This is a genomic window from Oscillatoria sp. FACHB-1407, from assembly GCF_014697545.1.
Classification (GTDB): Bacteria; Cyanobacteriota; Cyanobacteriia; order Elainellales; family Elainellaceae; genus FACHB-1407.
This window is the reverse complement of the sequence record NZ_JACJSA010000013.1, coordinates 123,088-146,157: the sequence shown is the minus strand read 5'-3', so window position 1 is coordinate 146,157 and position 23,070 is coordinate 123,088. Positions and strand designations below refer to the sequence as shown.

Sequence of the window (23,070 nt, the reverse complement as noted above, 5' to 3'; positions counted from 1 at the left end):
AGTAAATTAAATGCTTTTTCTTCATTCGAGGCATAGCTTAATTGATAGTCTTCTTCTAATCAGTTATCAATGGCATTGAAGTTGCCGGGTTCATCATCAATCACAAGAATTTGAAATTGAGTTTTCATTGCAGCCATCCTCGAATCACATTAACCAGTTGTTTTAGTTTGATTGGCTTAGTCATGTAATCATTGGCACCAGCGGCTAAACACTTTTCACGATCGCCTGTCATGGCTAAAGCGGTAACTGCAATAATAGGAGTATGAGCCAGTTGGGGATAGGTACGAATGCGTGCAATTGCTTCTAATCCATCTATATCTGGCATTTGAACATCCATCAGAATCAGATTGGGATGTTGTGTCGTAGCGAGAGTAATTGCTTCCTGCCCATTGCTCGCTCGCAGCAATTGATATCCCCGTCCCTCTAAATAATTAGAAATTGTGGCTGCATTGGCCTCATTGTCCTCTACTAATAAGATCAAGCTCTTAGTAGGTGTGTACGTTGAGGTGATATTTGAAGCTTGATTTGAAGGCAAACTGGCATCTTGTTCTTTAGTTGCCGAGGCAAATGATTGCTTATCGTGAGCTGGTGTTACGAACGCTGAGGATTCAGTCTTATACGGTAAGCAAACCGTAAAGCAACTACCTCTGCCCACTTCACTAGCAACGGTAATCTGTCCCTGATGTAACTCAACCAATCGACGCACTAGGGCTAACCCTAAACCCGTACCCATGTGTTTGCGATTAAGCTGGCTATCAACTTGAGTAAACGGTTGAAAGAGTTTACACATATCGTCCAGAGCAATACCAATTCCAGTATCTGTGATTTGAAAGCAGAGCAATGGCTGTCCTTGAGATTGCTCCTGGTGTACAGCCAGTTTGATACTGCCACCGTTAGGTGTGAACTTTACAGCATTACTGAGTAGATTGATGAGAACCTGGCGAATCCGCAGTTCGTCTAAGATGATTGCTGGTAAATCAGACGGTAGTTCAGTCGTGATTTGAATATTTTTAGCAAAGGCTTGTTGTCGAACAAAATTCAAGCTTGATATACACAGGTGATTAATTTTAACCGGACAAAGTTGTAATTCTAATTTTCCAGATTCAACTTTTGCTAAATCCAGAATGTCATTGATTAACTCTAGAAGATGTTGACCACTGCGCTCAATACTACTGATGGCATCTTTTTGGTGGGGGTTGATTACTCCTAAGATTTCATCCTGTAAGCTCTCTGCCATTCCTAAAATGGCATTCAGAGGAGTTCGCAATTCGTGACTCATATTCGCCAGAAATTCATCTTTTAAGCGAGTTGCTCGATGAAGTTCCGCATTTGTAAGGGTGAGGCGATTGTTGATTTGGCGTAGCTGTTCTTCTGCCAGTTTAAAATCTGTAATATCGTAGTTTATGCCAATCATACGAACAGGTTCTTGTTGTTCGTTACGCTGAAGAATGCCATAGGCTTTTAGGTGATGAACGGCTCCCGTTGGATGGATGATCCGAAACTCTGCACTGTATTCTGACTGATTATCGAGAACCTCTTGGATTTGATTTAACATTGACTCGCGATCGTCAGGATGAAGATAACCTAACCACGCATCTAATGTCCCAGCAAAATTATCAGGGGTAACACCATATAGTTCATACATTCGATCGTCCCAGAGCTGTTGCGATCGCACAAAGTCATACTCCCAACTACCAAAACCACCGGATTGCAATGCGATTGTCAATCGTTCAGAGAGATGGCGCAACTGTTCTTCAGATTGCTTGCGTTCGGTAATATCAAGCACCGTACCAAGCAACTGTATCGGCTGACCATTTGAACCCAAAATTGCCTCACCACGTGCGTGAACGTAACGTAAGTCTCCACCATGGCGATAGAACCGAAATTCAACTGTATAGGGATGACCGTATTCGATCGCTTGTTGAGTCAAGGATCGGTGATGATCTCGATCATTAGGGTGAATTGCTGCATGTAGTTCTTCATAACTGTAAGCACCATCCTCGACATTGCGTCCAAAAATGTCAAAAACTTCTTCTGACCAAGTGACCACTCCAGTTTGTACATCAAATTCCCAACTACCAAATCCGGCGATCCGTTGAGCCGTTCTTAACTGGGCTTCACTACGATAGAGCTGTTCCTCTATTTGTTTACGAGCAGTAATGTCTTGAGCAGTTCCAATGACTTGTTGTACTTGCCCATCTACTCCTCGCCGAAATGAGGTGTCTTGACTGAGATACCATCGCCATTCTCCTTTGGGATTGAGGAGGCGATATTCAATCGTTCGTTTTTCCTGCCCTTCTAAATTTTTTAGATCTTGTAGATAAAAAATAAATTTCTCTAGATCCTCAGGATGCATCAGATTAGAAAATAGAGTAGCACCCATCTCATGAATTTCTTTGGGAGTGTAGCCTAAAGCAATGGTAAGTTCTTGATTGGCATACACATTACAATTTCTCTCTAAGTCATAAATATACAGAACGTTTGGAATACTATCAGTAACACTTTGAATAAACTGTTGGCTCTCCTGCAATTCTGCGGTGCGCTGTGTGACTCTAGCTTCTAACTCCTGATTGAGTGATTGTAATTCTTGTTCTACGGCTTTGCGATCGCTAATATCTGTGATGGTGCCGATATAACCTATCACCCCTCCATCTGATTTTTTTTCTTGAGTCGCTTGCCCATATACCCAGGTTGTAATGCCATCCGGTCGTTGGAAGCGATATTCGAGGCGAAACACTTCACCTGTTCTGGCACAACGATACCACTCTGCTGAGATCATCTCTCGATCATCTGGGTGGAGTCCTTGAATCCAGCCAAAACCTGCGGCTTCTTCAGGCGTTAATCCGGCAAGCTCGCACCAGCGATCATTGACATATAAACAATTACCATCGGCATCGGTGCGATAAATGCCAACAGGGGCAGTAGCAGCCAGGGTTGCATAGCGGCGTTCACTTTCCTGTAAGGCGTGTTCAATCCGTTTGCGCTCTGTAATATCTTCATAGCTACCAAGAACACCAATGATGCTGCCATCAGCAGATCGGAGGGGTAATTTATTCGTTTTTAGCCAACTGTGAATGTTACCAACCTTCGTAAGCGGCTCTTCAATATTAAGTTTGGGCTGACCTGACTCTATAACCTGACGATCGTCTGCCCGGAAAAGCGGAGCCTCTTCTCGCCAGGGCAGATCAAAATCTGTCTTACCAATGATGTCCTCAGCAGAAGAAAACCCTGCATCCAATAACATTTGTTGATTGCAACCCAGAAAACGGCTCTCGCGATCTTTCCAAAAAATTGCTTGCGGTAAGTTGTCGATAACCGACCTCAACAGTGTTTGGCTCTCCTGAAGAGCTTTTGCTGCTTGCTTGCGATCGCTAATATCATTTGAGCAGCCAATCAAGCGAATTGGATGTTTCATGTCGTCATAAACAACCGAAAGACGCAAGCTGATATCAATTTGGGTTCCTGATTTCGTTTGGTTCCGTAACTCAACCTGATGGCTCCCAACCGTTAATAGAGGTTGAAAAACGGTTGTTGCTATCTGGGGTAAATCTTCAGGAAGATAAAGGATACTAACATTTTGCCCAATCGCTTCCTCAGCCGTGTACCCGTAAAGTTTTTCTGCTGCCGAGTTCCAGGTTTGAATCGTTCCATCAAGGGTAGTTGAGATGACAGCATCATGGATTTGATTGAGAATTTGCGCTTGTAGCTGTAACGTCGATTCGTTTCGTTTGCGATCGCTAATGTCTCGTCCTTCTGGAATGAGCAAAACCACTTCACCCTCTTCATTACACAGAGGGCGCAACGAAAAGTCAACCGTCGTAATGATTCCGGCTTTACCTATGAGATCCATTTCATAGCGAACAAATTCCCCCTGGGCTGCCTGGGCAATTGCTTGTTGTAACTGCGTTTGAATTTCTGAGGAGATTGCCCACCAATCCATTTCCCAAAAAGGGCGATTAATGACATCGTCTCGCTGAAGTCCTGCAAAATCTAAAGCAGTCTGGTTTGCCTCTAACAATATGCCCTCTGGTGTCAGTAACCCAACAAACTGAAACGCATTGTCAAAAATACCCCGAAAGCGTTGCTCACTAGCAGCCAATGCTCTAGTACGTTGTTCGACTTGCTTCTCTAGAGAACTGTTGAGAGTTTGGAGATTTTGATAGAGTTCTGCCTGTTGAATTGCTATCGCCAATTGCACTGCCAGTTGATTCACTAAATCAATCTCAGTTTTTTGCCACTGACGAGGGCGATCGCATTGATGAATGGCTAACAATCCCCACAGTAAAGGTTGATGATTAGAGTTTGAGTCAGGATTAGAGCGTTTTCCTGTTTCCAACAAAATTGGAACGACTAAATTTGCTTTAACCTGAAAGCTTTCTAATAGTTGCAGATGACAATCGGTTAACTTTGCATTAGCAACATCTGGCTCTGCCCATATCCAACCCTGAGTATATTTGTCTGTTCCGTTGTTTTTGAAACAGGTATCTTCAATCTGCGTTTCAATGCAGGCTCTCCACGGCGGGAGAACTGACTCATGCGTGATGGTTCCACTTCTATCCGGTGCAAACTTGTAAATCAGCGCGCGATCGCACTGCAATAATTGATGCACTTCGTCAACTGTCGTTTGCAACACATCATCTAACTGAAGCGATCGGCGAATACGCAGAGCAACACTGTTAACCAATCGCTGCTGTTCTTGTTGGAATGAAATCTGCTGCTTTAGCCGGACTTGCTCCAAAACCTGATGTACTTTCTGGCAGAGTGAATCTGTGGTTAGCTTTCCTTTTGTGAGGTAATCCTGACCACCTAACCGTATCGTTTCTACAGCAATTTGCTCATCTCCCTGTCCCGTCAACATAATGACTGGAGCAAGAATCTTTTCGTAGCGGACTTGCCACTCTTGCAAAAACATCAATCCATCATCATCGGGGAGTCGATAGTCTAGCAGAATTAAATCAGGTAGGGAGCGATCGCACAGAGCTAGTGCACTGCTAACGGAGGCAGTTTCTGTGATTTCATAGGTATGGCGATCATCACGGTTTAAGTAGCGACGATACACTTCCCGATCTTCGGGAGAGTCATCCACAATTAAAACGGTATAGCAGGTCTTATTAACCATAGAGATAAATTTAGAAACGATCATGTAGTAACTTTAAACCAATAATCTACAAGCATTTGGATATCTTGCTTGAGTTGCTTGAAATCAATAGATTTGACAATGTACTTATCCACGCCATACTGATAACAAGCATTGATATCCTTTGGATTGTTGGAGGTTGTAAAAACAACGACCGGAATACTTTTGAGATCGTCATCTTGTTTAACTTGACGAAGAACCTCACGTCCGTCCGTTCCGGGCAGATTCAGGTCAAGTAAAATCATGTTAGGACGAAGATACCCCTCTGAATTGAGATCCGTTTTTGTTTGTGTGAGAAATGCCAATGCCTGATCACCATTGAGGCATCGGTGAAGAGGAACAGCCAGTGGAGCACGTCGTAGCAATCGTTGTAGGGTTTCAAAATCTTCGTCGCTGTCCTCCACCACAAGGAGTAGCTGAGTCAAGTCAGCGGTAAAACGTAGGTTATTTTTCACGTCGTTGCTTCTCCCGCCAGAGTGAAGTAGAATGTGCTCCCTTCACCCGGTGTAGATTCTAAGAAAATTTTGCCCCCATGCCGCTCAATTACTTTGCGGGTAATGGTTAAGCCTGCTCCATTGCCACCACCATATTCACCCTGTCCATGCAACCGTCGGAAAATTTGAAAAATTTTGTCTTGATGTTTGAACGGAACACCAATGCCGTTGTCACGCACATAGAACGTAGGAGAGTGACAGAGTGGTAAACTGAGAGGATGGGAAGGCACTTTGCTTCTAAACGCGTCATCTCCAGGCTCAATAAACCCAACCTCGACCCATTTTTCAGGCTTGTCGTTATACTTAATTGCATTACTGATCAGGTTAATGAAAACCTCACTCACCTGCGCACGATCGCACTCAACCGTTGGTAAAGGACGAGGAATCCGGATATCAATTGCTTCATAAGGACGAGCGATGGTGAGCGTGGTAATCACCTGTTGCACCAGTTCATGCAAATCAATCGGTTCGCGAACCAACTCGGCTCGTCCCAACCGAGAGAAATGCAACAGCGAATTGATTAAATCCTCCATTCGTTGGGTTAATCGAACAAGGGTTTCTAGCTTCGCCACCCCATCTTCATTGAGGGTATCTGCATAGTCCTCAATCAAAAAATTAGCGTAGTTATGAATACCCCGTAGGGGTTCTTTCAGGTCATGAGATGCAATGTACGCAAAGGAATCCAAATCCTCGTTGCTGCGCTGTAGCTCCATATTCATAGATGCTAATTCATCAGCTTGTCGTAACACAATTCCTACAATCAGACTTCGCAACTCAATTACAGCTTCAATTTCGCAGTTTTTCCAGGATAGGGAATATCCGCTCACCGTTTCTTGCCACAAGTCAAATGATTTCCGAGGTGATATTTTTATCTGTCCATTTTCTAAAATCTCAACTGGTTTACTCGGATTACCTGCCCAATCTACCGTTTGAATGACTTCAGGGCGGAACCAGAGGATGTAGTTCCGATGAACTTTAGAAATTTCAAGAGCTAAAACGCCACTGGCGATCGCTTTGAGAGATTCCGCAGCAGGATAAATGGTTGAAAGCGATCGCGTATGAAATAGGTTGTGCTGAAAGTAGGGTTTAATCCACTCCAATAGAGCAGCAGTATCAGCTTCAGATGGGGTTTTGCCAACGCGAACATAGCGATTGACCTCACCATTTCCCAACATATCTCTACTACAAACGACCACACCCGTTGCGTTTACCAAATCCAGGAGAGAGGTTCCCAAGTGAGCGATACCATCGAGAAAATAGTTTGCCTTTGATAAGAATTCCACAAATTGAGTTTGCAAAGTCTTCAATTGTATTTTGTAATCAAGGTCTTCACTAGCTTCCTTATTGGTTAGTTCCAACGACATCACTTGTCCAATGAATTCACAAACGGTTCGGATATCATAAGGGATGTATTTGGGTTCTGAATGGTGGCAGGCAATCAGTCCCCAAAGTTTTTGGTTTTTCATTAGAGAAATTGACATGGAAGCCACAACCCCCATGTTTTGCATATACTCCAAATGTATTGGAGAGACGCTTCGCAACACTGACAAACTCAGATCGAGTGGCTCACCCGTTAATGGATTATGTTCTGGAATTAGTTGAATTGGTTGGTAACGAGCATCTGGGATGATGCGTAACCAGCTTAAGCTGTATAACTGGCGAGCTTGTTTGGGAATGTCACTGGCTGGATAACGTAAGTTGAGATAGGAGGAATTGAGATGAGTATCCTCTGCAATGACACATCCATTCTCTTCCTCATCAAACTGGTAAACCATCACTCGGTCAAATCCAGTAATCTTGCGAATTTCACCAACGACTCGCTGGCACATTTCTTGCAATGTGCTCGCTTTTTGAATTTTGGTAATCGGTGCTTTTACCTGCTGGTAAAAATCAAAGAAGCTTGCTTTGCTCTGTGTTCTTTGGGGTTCAAGCTCTAGCAAGACGATTTCCTCTTGCCGATGAACAATGCCATCTAACGTTAAGGATTTTCCTCTACGCTTAATGGAGAGTTTCAATGGGTTTATATTCTCAAAATCTCCGTCCAAGCACTGCTGAATTGTACTGATTTGACTAAGACTTAATAGGCTAGATAGCGGTTGACTTAATAGGCTTTGTGGTTCACGACCTAATAAAGAAACAATATTTTCGCTGACTTGAATGATGTCCAGCGTAGTAGCATCGAGAACAAGAAGCACACCATGTGACTGAATTGAGCCTGGACTATGAATCGGTTCGCGATCGCAATTCGTCAAATCAACCGTTTGAATTGCCATTTTATTCTCTAATGCTGTAATCAAGGCTGGATTTATACGTCTTTCCATCTTTCCCTAAATTAAAGAGCTATTAAAACAGCTAATACGCTTAAATTACAGGCACATTAGACTTAAAGTTAGTAAATCTATAACTCTCACCCCAATTAAATTTCTTACAACACCTTCCATCAAACACAATGGTTAACTAAAAATGAGAAGGTGAAGTTTAAAACTAGTCTGGTTACTAGCACTTTCAACCTCGATTGCACCACCCATCTGCTCAACCAATTTCTTCACAAGTGCCAAACCTAAGCCCGTACCTCCATACTTCCAGGGGTCACTGTTGGGAACACGATAAAACTTATCGAAGATGCGAGATAGTTCATTAGGAGCAATTTCAACTCCTGTGTTTGTAATGGTCAGTTCTAGGTATTGGGCTGGGCTAGTTGCTGTCGTTTCTGGAATCATATGAGCTGAAATTGAGATAGTTCCACCAGCAGGAGTATATTTAAAGGCATTGTTCAGGAGTTCTGTCACAACACGATTAAAACTGAATAAATCAAGATTCAAAATTGGTAGATTAGGATCAAAATTGATTTGAAGAATTTGCTGTTGGTTTTGAGTACGGATTTGGAATGGCTCAACCAAATGAGATACAAGATCTTGCAGGGCTATTGAAGTTAGCTGGCTTCTGTAAGTTCCGGCTTCAATCTGCTGGAGATTTAATAGATCTTCCACTAGAGCTAGCTCTCGATCGCACTCCTCTTGTAGTACCTTGAAATATTGAATTACTTTATTGTCTTGAGCAGGAGATTTTGAAATTTCCTCTATAAAGTTTTTCCCCTCATCAGTCACAGCCGTTAGCAGCTTGAGCACCATCTTCATACTGGCGATCGGGGTTCGCAGTTCATGGGAAATGGTGCTGAGGAAATCGTCTTTGAGTTGGTTGAGCCGCTCTAGTTCTTTGACCTGCGCCTGGGCGGCTTCGTATAGACGTGCCTGCCGTAGAGCGATCGCACATTGATTGGCAACTTGTTGCACCAGATGTATTTCGCTTTCACTAAAGCTGGAAAAGGTGTCTCTAAATAACCAGAGATCCCCTAGAATTCCTACTTGGTCTACCTGATCATCAAAAATGGGACAAGCCAGTGTTGCCGAGTGGTTCCGAATGGGACTGGGTTGAGTCTGACAAAAAGCAAAACACAGCCGATTCTCTAGCTGGGCATATAGCTCTGGAAAGTCTTGCGTATAGAGCATTTGACCTTGAGTTGCATTAGAGACAGGTTGTACCCACTGATAGCGGATAGTAGAGGTTGAGTGATCTGCGTTATATAACGCTGTATCACAACAACGAACTTCTAAGGTTATCGCCAATGTTTCAACAACAACTTGCAAAATTTTGTGCTGATCCAGCGAATCGCGAACCTGGTCAGAAATGTGCTTTAGGGCTACTTCAAAATTTAGAGCTTGTTGTAGCTCTAGCGTTCGCAGTTGCACCTGTCGCTCCAGATCTGCATTGAGGCGTTCTAAGATCGTGTTGAGTTGCCGAACTTGTGATTCCGCTTGCTTGCGAGTTTCAATCTCTTGCTGAAGTTGTCGTTTTTGCTGTTGGATCAGGAGTTGGTTTCGTACTCGCGCAAGCACTTCTAACTCCTGAAAGGGCTTTGTAATGTAATCTTGCCCGCCCATCTCAAATGCCCGAACTTTATCATTAACCTGATCCAGGGCACTGATAAAAATGATTGGAATATGGGCTGTCACTTCAGATGCTTTCAATTGCTGGCAGACTTCATAACCATTCATTTCTGGCATATTGATGTCCAGCAGAATTAGATCAGGTGGATTACGATGGGCGGCTTGCAATGCCATTCTGCCATTGAGTGATTTGAGAACTGTGTAATTTTGGGATTCTAGAATCTTGCCCAATAAACGCAGGTTATCCAGAGTATCGTCTACCACCAGAATATTGATTTGATCCGTTGACTGGAGTAAAGCGGTCATGATGATTCCTTCTTACTCTGCGTTAGAGTGCGATCGCCACGACGCGAAAAAAGCAGAGGCAACAATCTCCCAACTCTCGTTATTGCAGACACACCCCAACATTGTTCGGCAGTCTCACGCACTTGCAAAATTTTGAGATCGGGTTCTTGCAGCACAACCAGAAGTCTGTTGGGCTGAATGTAGCCTGGAGCATAGACTGATGCTTCACTGCACTCCTCTAAACAGGTCAAGGATAAAAGGATGAATTCAAATTGTTTAGGAGTAATTAAAGATTTCATCTTAAACAGACCATTTGGAAACTACAACGAGTTAGAGGCTAAGAAACTTAAGGTGAAGCATTGCGATGAATCAGGTGAACAATTTGCTCAAATTCAAATTGGTTGGCGAGATCTACTAACTGAGATCTCAAAGCCTCAAACTCTGCTGCTAACTGATTAGCCAGATCGACGATCGCTCGGTCATTCCCACACAGTGCCAAATCTTCTAGAGTCCCTAACCAACTGGCTGGTAGTTGAGCCAACAGCATTGGATCAAAAGATGGGAGGTGATCGGCATTCGGGTTAGGTGATGCAATCGACGGAGAACGCGGTGGAGTTTCTGATTCAGCGTAGAGATACTCCAAGCCCAGATACTCTTTCAACTTAAGAAAGAGCGTTTCTTCCCGAAATGGTTTGCTGATGTAGTCATTGCAGCCTGCGGCGAGGGCAAGGGTGCGATCGCTCTGAGATGCCTGAGCCGTCAGCGCGATAATGATGCTGGCTTGCCCGTGCTCCATGGCGCGAATTTGCTTGGTTGCTTCATAACCATCGACCCCTGGCATCCGAATGTCCATCCAGGTCAGGTCAGGTTGCCAGGTTTGCCAGAGAGCGATCGCTTCCTGACCGTTCGTTGCTTCTCGCACCTCCAGCCCGATTTGAGTCAGGAGCCGCACCATTAATTGGCGATTTTCCGGTTGATCGTCTACCACCAAAATCCGTCGATGGGATTGACCTGGAACCAGCCCAATCACCGTGCGATCGCGCTGTTCTGAGCAAACCTCCACACCACTGGTTGGGCAGACCGGAACTGTGACTGTAAACGTACTCCCAACATTTGGGATACTGCGAACTGAGATAGTTCCGTTCATCAATTCCAATAGCTTTCGGCTAATGGTCAACCCTAACCCCGTACCCGTAAATGATTTTCTGCCCGCTTCTGCCTGCACAAACGCATCAAAAATCGTGTTTTGCTCAGTTGCGGCAATCCCAACTCCCGTGTCGATGACTTCAAATTGAAGAGTATAGGCAGGGCTAAATGCCAAGTCTTCAGAAGATCGCTCACACTGTTGTGTGTTACGAGGTGAACAGACGCTATCCTGGGACTCATGGCTCGTCACTCGCAGGGTCACACTTCCTTGTTTGGTAAATTTGATGGCATTACTCAGGAGATTCAGAAGAACCTGACGGATCTTTTGTTCATCTGCAATGACAAACTGTGGCACTTCTGGAGCAATATCAAAGGTTAGTTGTAGATGTTTCGCCTGCGCCCGCTCAGCCATCATCGTGCGAAGCATGTGCAGCAGAGAGATGAAGTCAAACCCTGACTCTTCCAGGCTAAAATGTCCTGCTTCGATCTTGGATAAATCTAAAACATCGTTAATGAGATTCAGGAGATAATCGCCACTGCGCCGGATCGTTTGCAAGTCTTCCTGTTGAGCAGGTGTGAGTGTTGTATCATGCGCCATCACCTGTGCAAATCCTAAAATGACATTCAACGGGGTACGGAGTTCGTGGCTCATATTGGCTAAAAACACACTTTTTGCCAGGTTTGCAGCCTCCGCCGCTTCCATTGCCTGTTGCAGTACCAGTTCTTTGCGTTTGCGATCGCTAATGTCTTGCCCAATCCCCAAAAATCGCCCTTTTGAAATCGGCACATTCGTCCAACTGGTTTCGATTTGCTGTTTTGTGGCCGTCAGCGTTGTAAAGTCTTTCCAGTTCCCCATGGCGGCTGTCATGTGGTCTAACACGCCCCGGAGATAGACAGGGTCAGGGTAAAGATCAACCATCACATCGCGCTGTTGCCATTCCTGTAGCGACCAGCCCAGTGTCCGTTCAAATTCTGGGTTAATAAAGTCAATCCGTCCCTGATCGTTAAATAAGGCGATCATGACCGGGATATTGTCAACAATGACCTGAAACATCTCCTTCTGATGCCGCAATTCCTCCTCGGCCTGGTGTTGTTGAGTGACATCGATCGCCACTCCTCCCACAAGCAGTTGTCCCGATGAGTCGGGGATTGGAAATTTATAAACAAGGAATTTGCCCATTGTGCCATCTCGGCGTGGGGCGACCTCGATCGCTTCTAGCACTTGCTGTGTGCGAGCAACGGTTTGAATATTCTGCAATAGTTGATCTGCGACCTCATTGGGATACAGCTCAAAGACAGATTTACCAATCAAATCAGTGGTTAGCAACTGAAAGATATGGAGATAGGTTTGGCTCACATAAAGCATGATGCCATCGGCATCGGTAATCCAGGCTGCCGTTGGGCTGTGGTTCATAAATGCCTGGAAGCGAGCTTCACTCTCCTGTAGCGCAAGCTCCGCTTGTTTTTGCTCACTGATATCGCGGTTGCTGGCTCGCGTGCCGAGAAACTGCCCAGTGCTGTTGAATACAGGCTGACAAATATGAGAAATCCAGCACGTTTCTCCCGTCTTGGTAATAATTCGATAATCAATGTGATCTGCCGTAATGGCATTATGGCAAAAATGACGATTCAGGATGCTGCGATCGCCAGGATGAACAATGGCATGGAGGAGGCTGGGATCTGCAATAAACTCGGCTGGCGTATATCCAGTGATTCGTTCACAGGAAGGCGAGATATAAATAAAGGCTCCATCAGGAGATTGCCAGTACTCCCAGTTATAGGTGAAGTCGATCGCCATGCGAAACTTCTCTTCACTTTGCCGCAGAGCAATTTCCGTTTGCTTGCGTTCGGCATCCAGTCGTACCCGCTCACTAATATCACGAGCAATTTTAGAGGCTCCAATGATGTTTCCTTGGGCATCTTTAATCGGTGAAATGTTAATCGAGAGGTCAATCAGGGTGCCACCTTTTGTAAGTCGCTTCGTGTCGTAGTGTTTAATCCGTTCTCCGCGTCGAATTCTCGCAAGAATTTGGCTTTCCTCGTTTAAATATCCTTCGGGTATCAGTGTCGTTAGCGGTTGCCCAACCATTTCTTCTGCCGTATAGCCAAAGATCCTTTCCGCCCCAGCATTCCAGCTCGTGATGATTCCATCTAAGGATTTGCCAACAATGGCATCTTCGGACGATTCGACGATCGCGGCTAGCCGTGCCATTGCGGTTTCTGACTGCTGGCGTTCGGTAATGTCTCGCAGAAATGTAGTAAAAATCGCCTCACCATTTAGAGTGAGCTTAGAAATGGAGGCTTCCGCTGGAAACTCGCTTCCATCTTTGCGTCGTCCAAAAATTGCCCCTCGCTCTGCCATCTGCCGAGTATTGCCCGTCTGAGCATATTGGTCAACATGCTGGTGATGAACGTGAGCAAACCGATCGGGCATCAACAGAGACAGCGGTTGACCTAAAACCTCCTCAGAGCTGTAGCCAAAAATATGCTCAGCCCCCTTATTAAATAACGTGATGTGTTGATGGGCATCGACAGAAATAATGGCATCACTGGCAATTTCTAAAATGCCAAAAAACCGTGCCTGGGCATTTTCTAGAGCCTGTTCAGCCTGCTTGCGATCGCTCAAGTCGATATTAGTGCCCGAAACCCTGATCGGAGTGCCGTCCTGATCGCGGGAGATATACCCCCTGGAAATGACGGGAACATAATGCCCCTGCTTATGGTGCAGCCGAAACTCGACTTCGTAAGATTCAGAGCCATTAGCCAGTTGTTGTTGGAAAAACGGCGTGACGCCATCAAAATCATCGGGGTGCATTAACCGCTGCCAGAGATCAGGCGTGTCCTCTAGCTCCCTAAACTCGAACCCGATCATGCTCCACCAGCGAGGAGAGTAATACAGCTCGTTGGTAATCAGATCCCAATCCCACCAGCCTTCATTCGATCCCTTCAACACCAGGCTTAACCGTTCTTCAGAAAGTGCCAGTGCTGCCTCGGCTTGCTTATGCTTAGTGATATCAAAGTTAACCCCAATCATGCGTTGAGCCTCTCCCTGTCCATTCCGCTGAACAACGGCATAGGCTTGGATATAGCGAATGGTGCCATCTGGGTGAACCACTCTAAACTCAGGCTTGTAATCCTCTTCTCCACGAACCGCTCGCCAAAAGATCGTTGTCGTTTTCTCAAGGTCATCTGGGTGTAACGCACTTTCCCACGCCTCATAAGTACCTGAGAAGTCGAATGGGTTGAGCCCATAGAGTCGATACATCTGATCATCCCAAATCAGAGAATCGTTGATGATGTCCCAATCCCAAATGCCAATTTGAGCCGACTGGACGGCTAAATTGAGGCGATCGGATAGATGGCGATTAGAGGCTTCGCTGCGCCGCAGTTCCATTTCAGTCTGCTGGCGTTCAGCAATCTCCTGGTGCAACTGTTGATTCATCTTTCTGGCTTGCTCATTAGACCGTTCTGCCCGCTGACCCAGATACATGACAAGAGCCATTGCCCAGGCACTCAACAAACCACTGCCTAAAATCAGATTGGGGAGGGGCGATCGCTCTTGAGCGATGAGTGTTGACGTAGGAAAAACCTGCACCTGCCAGTCTGCACTATAGGTCTGGACAACCCCCGTTTTGGGTTGTGCCCCTGGTGATGGAGTCCCCTGGCTATAAATCAACCTATTGCGATCATAAATTTGGACTTGATACTCAGGTAGGGTATGGAGGAGGCTATCAAACAGGGATTGAAACCGAAACACTCCAACAATAAACCCCTCAAAACGGTCAGACGCTTGAGGACTGGTATGATCTTCGACAAAAAGCGGCACGACAGCTAAGAACCCTTTTCCGCCGTGAGGCAGTGAAACTGTCTTCGTCAAGATGGTTTGACGCAAATCACGGGCAATGCTAAGCGTGATACGACGGCGAGGCTCTTGATCCAAACTCAGATTGAGAGCCGCTTCGTTGCCCTTTAAGGGAACCACCCATCTCACATAAAAGGATGGATCAACCCACTCGATCGCCTGATATCCAGACGAGTGTTCAACGTAGTTAGCCGCATCGACTTCCCAAAGCGATCTCGGAGTCCCGCCAATCGCTCGCCATCGACTTGCCATGCGTTCGAGTGCCAAAACTCTCACGGATAGCTCTCGATTCAACTCTGACTCAATGGCAGTCACTTCCTGTCGTACCAATTGCTCAATGTGCAATTGCTCCCGCACCAGTAACTGCTGCCACAATCCAAAAACTGCAACTGTAGCAACAATCCCCAGCAGTAGTGGCATCCAGTAGGATTGGAGCTTCGCTTTGAGCCAGGGAACCCGTTGATATTGATGTCGTTGTCTCATAATCACTAAAACTCTTAAGCAAGCAATAGTTCCCCACTCATGAGGGCTTTTGCTACTTCGGGAGTAAGCTCGTTCCACTGGGGGTTTGTGGCTTGTCCATTGTGCCAATCAAAGGTCACTTGACTAAAATCAGCACAGCTTGGCTTTTTAAAGTCTGGTGTGTAATGTTCAATCCAAATAAGCCTGGCAGGGTCGAGGTTAAACTCCGTCACAATCTGATCTGCTAGTTTCTCAACAAGATATGGAATAAACCACCCCATCTCAAGCCCCATATCAGTCACTATCACCGTTTGCACTTCACTGTGTGGTTGAAGAATACGAAGGCGGCACTGTAATTTCCACACTCCAAATACTTGACCGGGAATTTGACAATGATAAATTTGATCAAAAATTTTCATGATGTTTGAGGCTATGGAGGAGAAGCAAAAAACAATTTCAACAAACCAATAGGAATTCCTGAGGGATTAGCTTAGAGAGCAACGAGCGATCGCCTCCGCTTAGGCCCAAAATAGGGTTCTAACGCCAGTGGAACTTGATGCAATTTCGGTTCCTCAAACAGAGGCATTTCTTGCCAGCAAGTCCGACAAAACCAGTACACTTCATGGTGCCGAACATGGCGAAGCATAGCATTTGAGCAACAAGGGCAAATTGTCATAGTACTTATCCTTTCTCAAATAACGCAGAAAAACACAACGTTTGACTTTCCTGAAAAGCGATAGCTTCTGGACTTAAACCTAGGACTAAATTTTGAAAAACTTTTGAACTTGCTTCAAAACTCGATGGATTGCAATTTTTCTTTACGCACTAAGATGTGCAATTTCTCCTAAATCCCTGGAGTTTTAGGGCATAACGCCTGCCATCAGGCAATTCCCCAGTGAATTTACTGTAGATACCAGTTAAAACAACAGGAAAAATAAGGATATTCACTAACCCCCAAACCTCTTAGTACTGTGATTCACAGATAGGGTTTGGAAATAAAACCAGGGGGGTATGGGGGCTTCGCCCCCAGTCAGGGGTTCCACCCCTGCACCCCGAATTCCCACCCCTATTGACGACGAGTTGTACTTAGTAGGTTCACCTTGTACCTTGCGCTCTAGGAATGAGATCCGAAACGAAGGTACTAACCATTTACGTGTGAGATGAGGACTCAATGCGATGAAAGCTCTGTTAATTGAAGACGATCGCCTCATCGGAGATATTCTCGCAGATGCCCTCACCAGTCACCACTGGGTCGTAGAACAGGCTTGGGATGGAGAAGCGGGGTTAGCTCTAACCAACGTTCAGGAATATGACCTGATTTTGCTGGATATTGGGTTGCCTAAACTCGACGGAATTACCGTGTGCAAACGGCTCCGTAGCCAAGGTTGCCAGACTCCCATTCTTCTAATGACCGGGCAAAACAGTGCTGAAGCCCAAATCACTGGGTTGGATGCTGGGGCTGATGATTATGTCACGAAACCGTTTGATCTGGATATCTTATTAGCACGAGTGCGGTCGGTCGCTCGTAAAAGCAAATCAGCAACACCCATCCTCACCTGGGAGAATATTCACGTTGACTCGACAAACGGAGAGGTCAGGTGCAACGGTAACACTGTCCATCTGCGGGCAAAAGAATTGGGTTTATTAGAACTCTTTCTCCTTAACCCTAAACGAATTTTTAGTCGCCGCGCCATTTTGGATCATCTCTGGGACGTTGCTCACTCCTCAGGAGAGGAAACGGTCAGCACTCATGTTAAATGTGTGCGGCAAAAATTGAAAGCAGCAGGTGCGTCTGATCCCATTGAAACGGTTCATGGGTTAGGGTATCGATTGCGATCGCCCCAGGTTGATCCTGCTCCTCCGATCCAACCAGCAAAATCTTTATCCTCTTCTCCTGTGGGAGAGGGATTGAGGGTGGGGGCAGAACAAAAAGCACAGGCCGTTACTTCAAAGGTCTGGAATCAGTTCAAAACGCAGTATGCTGAGCAAATTCAAACCCTGGAAACCCTGCTTCATACCCTCCAACCGGGAGAAGCCTCCAGCCAACAACAGGAATGCAAGGATTTAGCCCATAAATTAGTGGGTTCAATGGGGATGTTTGGTTTGCTAGAAGCCTCTCAACACGCTAGAGATTTAGAGCAACTGATGAAAGCTTCTTTCTTAAAGGCAGAGCAGGTTGAAGCAGCTATTCAGGACGTTGAGTTTTTGAAACAGGCGATCGCCCAGGCACAGGTTACACTTCCCCAAAAACCCCAACCCCTACCACCTCAAAACACTGCTCTAACAACCGCTGCCCCCATCCTAATCGTGGACGATGATCTATTGTTAGCTGACCGCCTGCGAATTGAAGCGATCGCCTGGCATCTCCAGGTTGAAATCGCCACCGATCTCACCGTAGCTCGTCAGATGATTGCTCAAAATCCACCCAGCATCATCCTGCTTGATCTGACATTTCCTGGAGAAGAAAACGGACTGACATTGATGCAAGAACTGGCGCAGCGATCGCCCCACATTCCCATTGTGGTCTTTACAGCCAAAGAGGATTTTTGCGATCGGATAGCTGCGGCTCGGTTGGGGGTGAGTGCCTTTCTGCAAAAACCGTTACCCGCTCACGAAATTCTCAAGACTATAACGGATGTGCTGAAACAAAAATCTCACCCATCCAGGCAAGATCGGCTCTTGATTGTGGATGATGATCCAGGATTCCTTGCTGCCCTTTCAGAGCGATTGTCAGGGTATGGATTACAGGTAACAACCACTGCCGAGCCTCAAAATTTCTGGAATGTTTTAGCGTCCTGTACCCCCAACGTCCTGGTTCTAGATTTAGAAATGCCGGAGTTTAATGGACTGGAATTGTGTCAGGTGGTGCGGGCAGACCCGAAATGGCAGCATCTCAAGATTTTATTTCTATCAGCCCATACTGAAAGTGATGTCATCACTAGGGCTTATGCTGCTGGAGCCGATGACTACATTAGCAAAACAATACCCGCAGAGGATTTAGTCACTCGCATCCTCCAGCGAGTAGGACACAATTAAATAGCGATGTCCCCCAAAATCACTTTAAAGCCGTAATAGCAGGGAGAACTGTATGAACTCAAGAGCCTATCGCTTGTTATTACGGTATGGAGTGGCGATCGCTTCAACTGCAATGGCTCTTCTCCTGAGCCTTTGGTTAGAAGACATAATCACCCGAACGATTGGGGCTTTCTTTTACATTGCTATTGCGGTTAGCACCTGGTATGGCGGCAGAAAACCCGGAATGGTTACGATCGCACTCTCCACCCTGGCACTGAAGTATTACTTCATTCCCCCGATTCACCAACTCCAGTTCTCACATTTGGATGACGTTGTCCGAGTGGGGTTGTTTGTATCTGTGTCCCTCATTATTAATCTGTTAAGTGCCAATTTACAAGAAAGCAAACGAAACATTGAACAACTCAACTGTCAACTCGTTGATGAGAGTAGCGATCGCCTGAAAACTGCTCTCAGTGCTGCCCAAATGGGGATGTGGGACTGGAACATGGTGAGCGGAGAAATTACCTGGTCGCCAGAACATGAACGGTTATTGGGGATGCCTTCCGGTTCGTTTGATGGCAAGTATGAAACCTTTGATGCCTGCTTACATCCAGATGATCGAGAAGGACTGAATCAAGCGATCGCCCATTCTCTGAAAAACCGATTGCCTTATCATCATGAGTTTCGGGTAGTCTGGGCAGATGGTAGCGTTCACTGGATGGAAGGACGAGGGAAAGCTTTATATGGCAAAGATGGGCAACCTGTGCGGATGAGTGGAACAATCATGGCAATCGATGAGCGTAAGCAGTCTCAACTCCTGCTGCAACAACAATTTGAACAACAACGGTTAGTGATGGAGATCACGAACCGCATTCGTCAATCTCTCAATCTACAAAAGATTCTGCAAATCACGGTTGATGAAGTGCGGCAATTTCTGCAAGTCGATCGCGTCATCATTTTTCAATTCACACCAGACTGGGGCGGAGCGATCGCAGTTGAGTCTGTTGTCGATGAAGCCTTTGCACTGTTTCCGTTTGATATCCATGATCCTTGTATTGGCGATCGCTATGTTGAACCCTTTCTACAAGGCTTAGTCACCGCAAAGTCTGACATTTACACAGCAGATATTAGCCCGTGCCATGTTGAGTTTTTGGCACAATTCCAGGTCAGAGCAAATCTGGTTGTTCCAATTCTTAAGAATAACGAATTGTGGGGATTGCTAGCGGCTCATCACTGTACTGCTCCGCGTCAATGGCAAGATTCTGAAATTGATCTACTGCGACAAATTGCCTCCCAAGTGAGTATTGCCCTTCAGCAGGCAGATCTGTTTGAGCAGGTACAGGCTGAATTGGTAGAGCGCAGGCAAGCAGAAACAGCACTACAAGAACGTGAATCCTTACTGCGCTTATTTGCTCAATATGCGCCTGCTGGCATCGCTATGCTGGATCGGGAAATGCGATATGTCATGGCAAGCCAACGGTGGATAGATGAGTATGAACTGGGTTCCGTTGAGTCTTTAATTCATCGATCGCATTATGACCTTTTCCCTGAAATCCCAGAACGCTGGCGACAAATTCATCAGAGGTGTTTAGCGGGAGCGATTGAGAAATGTGATGACGACTTGTTTATCCGCGCAGACGGCAAGCAGCAGTGGATCTCCTGGGAGATACGTCCCTGGTATACCGCAGCAGGCGAAATTGGAGGAATTGTCATTTTTTCGATCGATGTCACTCCACGAAAACAAGCCGAACTTGCATTACAACAATTGAATGCCGAGCTAGAACAACGAGTTGCAGAACGGACTGAAGAGTTAAACGCATTAAATAGTCGCCTTTTGATTTCCTTGAAAGAACAGGAGCAGGTTAAACAGGAATTAGAAGATCTTTATAACAATGCGCCCTGTGGTTATCATTCCTTAGATGCAGAGGGCACTATTGTCCGTATCAATGATACTGAATTGAAGTGGTTGGGATACACCCGTGATGAAGTCCTCAATCAGATGAAGTTTACAGACCTGATTACGCCTGAAAGCCAACAAATATTCCACCAAGACTTTCCTCAATTTATGCGGCGAGGTTGGGTGAACGATTTAGAGTTTCAGCTTCGTTGCAAAGATGGCTTAACTCGTTGGGTCAATGTGAATGCGACGGCAATTAGAGACGATGCGGGCAATTTTGTCATGAGTCGATCGAGTATGTTTAATATCAGCGATCGCAAACAAGCAGAGAAAACCTTAGCCCTTCAGGCAGTCATCACTCGCAATATGGCTGAAGGCATTTGTCTGGTCAAAGCTGAGGATGCAACCATTGTCTACGCCAATCCTAAATTTGAGCAGATGTTTGGCTACAACTCCAGTGAACTGAACGGTCAACCTGTCTCAATTCTCAATTACAACACTCAAGACATAACAGCAGTAGAAGTCACTCAATCGATTGTCAATACGGTCTTACAAAACAGTGAGGCGACGTATGAAGTGCAGAACGTCAAGAAAGATGGAACCCCCTTCTGGTGCAGTGCAACCTGCTCTGTGTTTCAGCACCCTGAGTTTGGAGATGTTCTTGTTGCTGTCCAGCAAGATATTACCGAACGCAAACAAACAGAAGCGACACTACGCCAGAAAACCCGACAAAGACAGCTACTGTGGTCAATTACCCAAACCATTCGCCACTCACTCAATCTTGAAGAGGTTCTCAAAGCAACCGTCACGGAAGTAAAACAAATTTTGGAAGTCGATCGAGCCGCCGTTTACCGCTTCAGCCCAGATTGGAGCGGTGACTTTATTGCTGAATCTGTCAGTGAGGAGTGGGTCAAGCTTGTTAGCTTTGATGTCCAGCAGGTTTGGGAAGATACTTATCTTCAAGAAACTCAGGGCGGTCGGTTTCAACAGCATGAAACGTTCGTTATTCCAGATATCTACACCGCAGGACTGCAACCCTGCCACATTGACTTATTGGAGCAGTTCCAGGCAAAAGCCTATGCTGTTGCCCCAATCTTTGCTGGAGAAGACTTGTGGGGCTTACTTGCCATCTATCAAAACGTCTCTCCTCGCAATTGGCAGGATTGGGAGATCGAATTACTGCAACAAATTGCTAGCCAAATGGCGATCGCTCTGCAACAATCAGACCTCTATAACCAACTTCAGGTGGAATTGCAAGAACGCGAGCGAACAGCGGCTGTGATCCAGGAGGCTGAGCGACGCTGGCGATCGCTGCTAGACAACGTGCAGTTAATCGTCGTTGGGCTTGATCAATCGGGCAACATCAACTACGTCAATCCCTTCTTCCTTAACCTGACTGGGTACACAGCTTCAGACGTTTTGGGCAAGAACTGGTTTGAAAACTTTTTACCACCCTCCAATCAGCAGAACGTTCAAGAAGTTTTCTCAGAAGTCCTGTCTCACAATGCCCATCCTTATTACCAAAACTCAATCCTGACCCGATCAGGCGAAGAACGGTTTATCGCCTGGAATAACACCATGCTGCAAGACGCCGATGGCAGCGTCATTGGCACGATCAGCATTGGAGAGGATATTACCGAACGGCAAAAGATTGACCAGATGAAACAAGAATTTATCTCCGTGGTCAGCCATGAACTCCGCACTCCCCTCACGTCCATTCGAGGATCGCTCGGTCTGATTGCCGGGGGTGTGTATGACAAGAAACCCGAAAAGATGAAAGAGATGCTTGCGATCGCTGCCCGTCAGAGCGATCGATTGGTGCGTCTGGTGAACGATATTCTCAACTTACGCCGCCTGGAATCGGGACAATCTAAGTTTAAGTTCAAGCCATATTTGGCAGAGGATCTGATTCGACAGTCAGTTGATGTGATGCGATCGCAAGCTGAAGAAAATCAAATTACCCTATCTATTGTTCCAACAACCGCTGAAGTTTGGGCAGATGCTGATGCGATCGTACAAACTCTGACCAATTTACTCAGTAATGCCATCAAATTTTCTCCCCCTCATTCTACTGTCACCCTCACCGCCACCCATTCTCTCACCGCCTCATCCACCCCCTCCCTCACCCTTTTTTCCGTGCAAGACCAGGGGCGAGGAATTCCGTCAGAATACCTCGAAACTATTTTTGGTCAGTTTCAACAAGTCGATGCCTCTGACTCTCGCGAGAAAGGCGGAACGGGGTTAGGTTTGGCAATTTGCCGCACGATTGTGAAACAACATGGCGGTAAAATCTGGGTCGAAAGCAAACTGGAACAAGGCAGTACCTTTTATTTCACCCTTCCATCAACCCAACTCTTGCCCGATAATAATCGAGGATGAGGCGATAAAAGGTGCTTTCGGGAGCTAAATGGGGAATGCCAACCAAGCGAGTTTTGGTAATTGACGATGAAGCCGATATTCGCGCGATCGTTCAAGGTTGCTTGGAAGACATTGCAGAATGGGAGGTACTCACTGCCACGTCTGGGGAAGAAGGCATTCAGCTAGCGATCGCCGAACAGCCCGACGGCATTCTTATGGATGTGTCAATGCCAGGGATGAGCGGACTGGAAGCCCTTCACAGGCTTCAAGCGGATAGTAAAACGAAAATAATCCCCGTTATTCTGCTCACCGCCAAAGCCCTTTCCGAGGAACAGGAAGTTTTTACAACACTGGCGATCGCCGGAGTTATCACCAAACCCTTCGACCCAATGACTCTAGTAGATCAAGTAACTGATGTATTTGGCTGGAATTCTTAAATCTTCTTAAAGTTCAAAATTAGTTCAAAA

11 protein-coding genes are annotated in these 23,070 nt (G+C 45.9%); 3 read left to right on the top strand and 8 right to left on the bottom strand.

The window, feature by feature from the left end; translation table 11 throughout:
- Window positions 1–124: 124 nt before the first annotated feature.
- The 8 genes from H6G89_RS20915 to H6G89_RS20880 all read right to left on the bottom strand — a co-directional run bounded on the left by H6G89_RS20915 (window position 125) and on the right by H6G89_RS20880 (window position 15,979).
- Window positions 125–5,119 carry a PAS domain S-box protein gene (locus H6G89_RS20915; protein WP_190509966.1) on the bottom strand — a complete coding sequence of 1,665 codons (4,995 nt, stop codon included), beginning with the start codon at window positions 5,117–5,119 and terminating at the stop codon, window positions 125–127.
- A gap of 20 nt (window positions 5,120–5,139) precedes the next feature.
- Window positions 5,140–5,592, bottom strand: coding sequence for a response regulator (locus tag H6G89_RS20910; RefSeq protein WP_309230068.1), 453 nt, complete (start codon window positions 5,590–5,592; stop codon window positions 5,140–5,142).
- Window positions 5,589–7,952, bottom strand: coding sequence for an ATP-binding protein (locus tag H6G89_RS20905; protein WP_242060042.1), 2,364 nt, complete (start codon window positions 7,950–7,952; stop codon window positions 5,589–5,591). The genes H6G89_RS20910 and H6G89_RS20905 overlap by 4 nt, the downstream gene beginning before the upstream one ends.
- A gap of 132 nt (window positions 7,953–8,084) precedes the next feature.
- Window positions 8,085–9,884 (bottom strand): hybrid sensor histidine kinase/response regulator, encoded by a 1,800-nt coding sequence (locus H6G89_RS20900; protein WP_190509965.1) that lies wholly within the window; start codon window positions 9,882–9,884, stop codon window positions 8,085–8,087.
- A complete protein-coding gene (locus H6G89_RS36450) occupies window positions 9,881–10,162 on the bottom strand; it encodes a hypothetical protein (RefSeq protein WP_190509964.1) in 282 nt (93 codons plus the stop codon). Before H6G89_RS36450 ends, H6G89_RS20900 begins: the two co-directional genes overlap by 4 nt.
- 47 nt (window positions 10,163–10,209) lie before the next feature.
- Window positions 10,210–15,354, bottom strand: coding sequence for a PAS domain S-box protein (locus H6G89_RS20890; protein WP_190509963.1), 5,145 nt, complete (start codon window positions 15,352–15,354; stop codon window positions 10,210–10,212).
- 14 nt (window positions 15,355–15,368) lie between these two features.
- Window positions 15,369–15,752: a hypothetical protein gene (locus H6G89_RS20885; protein WP_190509962.1), complete on the bottom strand. Its 384-nt coding sequence runs from the start codon at window positions 15,750–15,752 to the stop codon at window positions 15,369–15,371.
- 71 nt (window positions 15,753–15,823) lie between these two features.
- Window positions 15,824–15,979 (bottom strand): hypothetical protein, encoded by a 156-nt coding sequence (locus H6G89_RS20880; RefSeq protein WP_190510071.1) that lies wholly within the window; start codon window positions 15,977–15,979, stop codon window positions 15,824–15,826.
- Between the two features lie 530 nt (window positions 15,980–16,509).
- Here H6G89_RS20880 and H6G89_RS20875 point away from each other — a divergent pair.
- From H6G89_RS20875 to H6G89_RS20865, 3 genes are read left to right on the top strand one after another with little or no spacing between them, the layout of a single operon-like run.
- Window positions 16,510–18,369 (top strand): response regulator, encoded by a 1,860-nt coding sequence (locus H6G89_RS20875; RefSeq protein ID WP_190509961.1) that lies wholly within the window; start codon window positions 16,510–16,512, stop codon window positions 18,367–18,369.
- A 52-nt stretch (window positions 18,370–18,421) separates the two neighbouring features.
- Window positions 18,422–22,624, top strand: a complete 4,203-nt coding sequence (locus tag H6G89_RS20870; RefSeq protein ID WP_190509960.1) for a PAS domain S-box protein — start codon at window positions 18,422–18,424, stop codon at window positions 22,622–22,624.
- 35 nt (window positions 22,625–22,659) lie between these two features.
- Window positions 22,660–23,040 (top strand): response regulator, encoded by a 381-nt coding sequence (locus tag H6G89_RS20865; protein WP_190509959.1) that lies wholly within the window; start codon window positions 22,660–22,662, stop codon window positions 23,038–23,040.
- Window positions 23,041–23,070: the final 30 nt, after the last annotated feature.